The organism is Stygiolobus sp. CP850M (assembly GCF_037389425.1).
In the GTDB taxonomy this organism is placed as follows: Archaea; Thermoproteota; Thermoprotei_A; order Sulfolobales; family Sulfolobaceae; genus Stygiolobus.
This window is the reverse complement of record NZ_JBBHKR010000023.1, coordinates 1-5773: the sequence shown is the minus strand read 5'-3', so window position 1 is coordinate 5773 and position 5773 is coordinate 1. Positions and strand designations below refer to the sequence as shown.

Here is a 5773-nt window from a genome sequence, read left to right as displayed (position 1 = left end):
GGATGCATAATCCCACTTACGATGACGTTTGTACAGGCTTAACAGGACATGCGGAAGTAGTCCAAATAACTTTCGACCCCTCTGTCATAAGCTATAGAGAACTCTTAGAGATCTTTTTTGATATCCATGATCCTACAACTCCTAACAGACAGGGGAATGATGTAGGTCCTCAGTATCGATCTATTATACTTTACCACAACGAGGAACAACGTAAGATGGCAGAAGAAGTTATCAAAGAAGTAGAGAAAAAACTCGGTAAAAAAGTAGTAACAGAATTAAAGCCATTTGACGCCTTTTATGAGGCTGAAGAATACCATCATAAATACTTCGAAAAACACCCTAATCAACCATACTGTAAGTTAGTTATAAGCCCACAAGTGAAGAAGTTTATGGCTCACTTTCCAGATAAAGTATCGCTAACCGCAAAGCCCTAAATTGAAAGAGTAACCAACTAGACGGTGTTTTTTAATTTAGGTAACAAGCTAAATTTCTATGGCGATAATTTTTAATCTCAGATGGTAGAAACTCTGAATTTAAGTGTAAACATTCTGAAAAATGAATTTGATTTTGTGGTATAATTATAAATGTTACATAGGTTTATCTTTTATGTATGTATGTGGAATTTGAAGTTAGTTGGATAGAATTATTATGAAAAACATAGTTTTAGCCCCCTTGTAATAATACTGTCCTTAATAGCCGTGATCGTAGCGGGAATATCTAACTCTAACTTCTGTAGGCTTTTTCATCTCTATGCCCGTTTGTCCCTACACTTTCATTTCAATCATTTTATGTTCATTCATGGTCGAGTGTAGGGACTTAGCCCTCAACCACCTACTTAAGGTAGGTGAGTCATGGGACTCCTTCGAGCCCAACGGCACGGGGCTCACATCTCCACAATCACTCCCACCTTTTGGACATAGTCCACATTGGTGTGAGAGATCATCATTTATCAACGAAAATCCGTTATAAACAGATATAAAAAGATCTCTGTTAACGTGAAAAAGGATTCAGCCCAGATGTGGATGGGTTTCCCGAAAGGTCGGCAGGACTTTTCACTGCGAGAGGTGCGGGTTCACTCTGGATAGGCAATTGAACGCATCTCTAAACATATACCTCAGGATGTGCGGGTTTCCCCACCTCTTTTTTACTCCCACCGGGAGTAGGTGGGTCGGGGTTATCCCGCTAAAGGGGCGGAGGGGTATGAGTGGGGTAATGCCCCGTGACTCTGGTGAAGCCCAAGGGCTGAGAATTAAATACAAATTTATGAAAATTCAATGAAGCTCAAACTTGGACTTAGCAATAAAAATTCTTCTATTAGTTTGTTCATCAATATTCTTCTTCTACAGTGCAGTATATTTAATGCTATTTGAGCTAAATGTTATCATTATTACAACTATTATTCCTAGTGAGATAATATACGAAAAGAGAAAATTTTTAAATACGTTTCCTAAATCTTTTAATGTGGTTTGCGAGAAGTGGGAATTGAAATTCATGATGAAGAAAGTTAAGGAAGCTAGAGATTTGGCTAGATTTGTTGCTAGAGAATTCTCCAATTTGGAATATCTCACGTTAATTGTCGATAAACTTGAATTGATAAAAGAAAATCCTGTTAAATACTCCAGAGAGAAATTAGGAAAAGATGTGTACGGTAATCCAATGTTTTCCTTAGAAGTAACTGGAGATATAAGGATACTTTACAGTGTGGACTCAAAAAATAGTTTTCATTTGGGAGATCGGGTCTCACAAGGACGTTTACGGTCAGGATTAAGCTCACAATAAGCCTTGATCAACATCTTCCTAAACTCTTCTAAATCCTCCTTACTTTCAATTACTAAGTAACCTTCTCTCTTTTCATCCTTATCTTCAATTCTCACAAATGTATATTTGCTACTAGGCATTAAAAAAGGATATGCTGATTACTCTCATTGAATTTTGAAAAAATTGAGCAAAGAATGAGGTTGGATCCTAACGTTAAACTTACGCCTCAATTAACAAGGTTAAGGTGGTAGTGGAGTCTTTTCCACCACTAAATCCTAACTCCCATGGCAAACTTTCATCAAATTCCTTAGAAATTTTTACTAGAAATTCTACAGTGTATTTTAGTTTTTGTTCCAAATTCACAAGAGACTCTACCTGCATACAGGTTAAAAAATTCGATACTTACCATTTAATAATGGTCTAAGCTTATCATGAGCATCTTTATAACCGTCTATTGTCACCTGAAATATCTTTACACCTTTTTCTAACCAAGATCTTGAATTTCACTATATCTAAGAGGTAACCATTAGTTATAATCTCACCAACTATATCTATTATATACATTTTAGCTATCGAATTAGTGAAATCCTTAGTATCTATAATAGTTTTAAAATCTAGTAACGGCTCTCCTCCATACCATCTGATATGAACTTTTCTGAAAAAGCCAGTTTTAATATTATTTTCTAAAAATAATTTTATTCTTTTTGTCATCCCTGATGTAGTTATTATATTTTTAAAATTTTATAATGGTCATTCTCACAATAGTACACACATCTAAAATTACACCAACTAGATGGAATGATAGTTATCGAAAAATTTTCTTATCTTGTATTTTTTCTATCATCCCACTCACCTAACTTACATATATGTGTTATTAGGGGTCGGACTTTCATTGAGGCTTCATGAATTTGTATCCAACCTCTCGTCCTCATTCCCCTTATTTCCCTCCCCATGCCGTCTACGGTAGTTAAACCACTCCCTTCAAGGACATGGGGAGCCTCATCAAACCCATCCTCCCCCTCACATTGCTCATCGAGTTCACTGTAGGGCTCTCTTCTACACGTCAACATTAAAGGAAAAAGTTTATAAATTTTCGTTAAGGGATAGCTAGTAATGTTAAATAATTTAAATGACATAAAATTCACGGTTTATCGGAAACTGTTGACGACGGCAAACCCTAGTAGTAGTTATTACCAGTAGTTGAATTTTTCTTATTAAAATGAGAGTTTATTTGGAAATTCTCTATGTGGTTTAAATTTCTTTGCCAAACATTTAGTTAATGTCGACATTTTCCACGGAAATCACGACAGCCCTCGGAACCTTATTAGTTTCTATTCTGATCTATTTGCTCACAACCTTTATCCAACAAAGGACCAAGAAAAATAATACGTTAAGATTAATAGGAACAGTTTACGGTCCCGTACGTTACTTCATAGAAGTAAGGTACATAGGTACGGTATCTAATGTGTTATTTTTGACATTCATGTTTCTCTTCATTCTTTCATTACTTCTAGACTTCATCTTAGGTAGTGATTCAGGCTACCTCATAAAAATAATAATTTTTATCTTCTTAATATCGGGAATGTTGTTATACTACGTTTATTTTAATTTCTTGGTTAAAAGAGACCAAATAATAAGGGAGCTCATAGATGAGAGTTCTGCTTATAGCACGGTAGATATAGATAGCCAAACCCTAAGGTGGAAGGCGTTATACTGGGGGACTTTAGTCTTGGCAGAAAGGTACTTCTTATTGATCTTTATTGCAGTAGTCTCAATAACCTCAGCCTTATCCTTTCTAAACAAGGGCTTTACAGTCTTGGGTGCCGTACTAATCGTAGTTTATATAATATCATTCTTTCTATCGTTAGGTTTAGCGATGTTTTTGCGTTTTATTTCTCTCAGATCAAACAATAAGAGACTAAAAGTTTCCTTCTTTGATACTAGCGACGAGATAGAATCCAGATCGTTCAATCTCATAAAGGAACCTTCTCTTTGTTTATGCATAGTAGACGATCATGGAAACAAGCACTGTGGGAGTCTGGAGGGAATCACTTATAATGTACTAATTAGAGATATGGGCGGAATCCTAGTTGGTATCCCCTATGACCATGTATACAGAGTGGAAGAATGCAAGGTTAAAGATGATAATACCGGATCCACTCTTCAACCTTATCTTTGATCTTACTCTTTTCAGCGTACTCTGGATAATACTTATAAACATATGCTATTAAATATGAGAGTGCGTCGTCCTTATGTCTTTGGATAATTTCCATAGCTCTCTTCAGTTTATTCTCGTCCTCATCTTTTAACTGCTCCAGCAACTTCTTCGCATCTTGCTTACCTTTTTCTGTTAAATAATACTTAGATACACCATCGTTATCCCAGACGTAGACCAGCTTTCCCTCTTTCTCTAGTTCATCCACAGCCTTCATAAGCTCCTTAGAGTATGGACCATAATTATTTGCTTCAAATTTTACCCAGTTAAAGACCTCTTGGTTTACTAAGAAAGCAAGCTTCTGCATCCTTGTATCTGTGTCTATATGTCCATCAGCCAATCCTAGGACTAGGAGGACAAGCTTCTTTGCAGTTTCTGAGACCATATTTATACCTTCTGTATATGCCTTTTATTCTTTTATGCAACGTTCGATTTCATTTGAACAGCCCTACTCTTCAATTTGGTGTAACAATAGTATATCAAAACGATCTTTCACGGTAAACTCCCCAGTTTAATTTCAAAATCTTTCTTCTACTTTATCAAAAATTGTTTACAATAAACTCCCCAATCTACTGAAATAAAATTGTAAAAAAAGTTTCTGGACCAGTACTATTTTCATTTTATTTCTTTTATTAGTATAAAACTCTAAAACACGTGAACAGAAATAAATTACAATTATCAAGACAGTGAACAGATATTTTTACTAAAATAACGTGTTTTATAAAGAGAAATTTCTAGGGTAAGGGACAAAATTAACGACGTGAACAGAAATAGGCTAAGTTTTGCACGTGTATAATATACTGTAAAAGGAACTATATCTAATATATATAATATAAGGAACTACTAGGATAAAGTACTGCAAATTAATTTTTTGTTATAATATATGGGATTGAATTTTTCTTAGCAAACTGGGGAGTTTATACAATTATTCTCACGTCGTAGATTTAACGTTAGGATCTAGCCTCATTCTTTGCTTAATTTTTCAAAATTGGATGAGAAGAAAAGCTTAATAGTTGAAAAGATAAGTAATGAATTAGGGATGAGGGGTCAGGTCAGACCCACGGCGTCCTATCATAGGTCAACTCGTGTCGTGTTCATCATCCCCTCATCCCCGATTTCTACTTCTGTTAAAACATATTTTAAAACTTTTTTGTTTTTATCTTCGCCCTTTTATTATCACAATATGAATATTATAACAGTTCTTTTATTTCATTATTTTCTTTTTCTTCACAAAGGAAGGGGTTAAGGGGGCGGAAAGCCTCGCCTCTCTGCGGTAGACCCAAAATCACCTCCTTGAAAATAAATCTATAGTGTAAATAAGTGTTTCCACTAGATTAATTGTAAAATTCTCCGGATTGAATAAATCGGGATATAAAAGAATTAATAATAATCTAAACTCCTCTCTCCCCACCTCCCCCTTGAATACTGTATATAAGGAGTAGAGTACAAGGGCAAGAACGAAGATCAACGTGCGGAAAACAAACTTAGTAGAACTAGTAAATGGAAGAAAAGCCTTAATGTTCCTATAAGAGGATTCTATGGGACCCCTCACCTTATTGTACAAATCCAACACTTCCCTCTTGGGCAGATCGAGGTTAGTAGCCCTAGCAAAATAAACAAGCCTCTTCTTCTTTCTCCTAACCTTCTCTCTACTGTACACGAGGAGCCTGAACTTAACTTGCTCATCCTTCCTATGCCTCTTACTATTAGTCTTATAATCACCATCAAACTCCTCATAAACCTTAACGTCACCAACCGGGACAGCAATTATGTACTTAAACTGTGAAATGAAGTTGAGCA

General features: G+C 35.6%; 7 protein-coding genes and 3 pseudogenes. 4 read left to right on the top strand and 6 right to left on the bottom strand.

Annotated elements, in window-relative coordinates; translation table 11 throughout:
• The coding region (gene msrA, locus WIW89_RS01120) for a peptide-methionine (S)-S-oxide reductase MsrA (RefSeq protein WP_337719444.1) at positions 1-434 on the top strand (434 nt) is incomplete at its 5' end.
• Positions 435-764: 330 nt separating this feature from the next.
• On the opposite strand, the gene WIW89_RS01115 is transcribed toward msrA, so the two are convergent.
• Positions 765-953: a hypothetical protein gene (locus WIW89_RS01115; protein ID WP_337719443.1), complete on the bottom strand. Its 189-nt coding sequence runs from the start codon at positions 951-953 to the stop codon at positions 765-767.
• Between the two features lie 58 nt (positions 954-1011).
• Between WIW89_RS01115 and WIW89_RS01110 the strand changes: the two are divergent.
• A pseudogene (locus WIW89_RS01110) lies at positions 1012-1278 on the top strand (zinc ribbon domain-containing protein); the annotation flags it as partial.
• A 213-nt stretch (positions 1279-1491) separates the two neighbouring features.
• A pseudogene (locus tag WIW89_RS01105) lies at positions 1492-1768 on the top strand (type II toxin-antitoxin system RelE family toxin).
• 209 nt (positions 1769-1977) lie between these two features.
• Here WIW89_RS01105 and WIW89_RS01100 read toward each other — a convergent pair.
• From WIW89_RS01100 to WIW89_RS01090, 3 genes are all read right to left on the bottom strand, one after another.
• Positions 1978-2121 (bottom strand): hypothetical protein, encoded by a 144-nt coding sequence (locus WIW89_RS01100; RefSeq protein ID WP_337719442.1) that lies wholly within the window; start codon positions 2119-2121, stop codon positions 1978-1980.
• A gap of 78 nt (positions 2122-2199) precedes the next feature.
• Entirely contained in the window at positions 2200-2469 is a 270-nt protein-coding gene (locus WIW89_RS01095) for a hypothetical protein (protein ID WP_337719440.1), read from the bottom strand.
• A 110-nt stretch (positions 2470-2579) separates the two neighbouring features.
• Positions 2580-2828 (bottom strand): hypothetical protein, encoded by a 249-nt coding sequence (locus tag WIW89_RS01090; protein ID WP_337719439.1) that lies wholly within the window; start codon positions 2826-2828, stop codon positions 2580-2582.
• A gap of 209 nt (positions 2829-3037) precedes the next feature.
• Between WIW89_RS01090 and WIW89_RS01085 the strand changes: the two genes are divergently transcribed.
• Positions 3038-3937 (top strand): hypothetical protein, encoded by a 900-nt coding sequence (locus WIW89_RS01085; RefSeq protein WP_337719438.1) that lies wholly within the window; start codon positions 3038-3040, stop codon positions 3935-3937.
• Here WIW89_RS01085 and WIW89_RS01080 read toward each other — a convergent pair.
• The gene (locus WIW89_RS01080) at positions 3894-4358 is read right to left on the bottom strand and encodes a transcriptional regulator (protein ID WP_337719437.1); all 465 of its coding nucleotides are present in this window, start codon (positions 4356-4358) and stop codon (positions 3894-3896) included. The genes WIW89_RS01085 and WIW89_RS01080 overlap by 44 nt on opposite strands.
• Positions 4359-5258: 900 nt before the next feature.
• Positions 5259-5773, bottom strand: a pseudogene (locus tag WIW89_RS01075) (ISH3 family transposase); the annotation flags it as partial.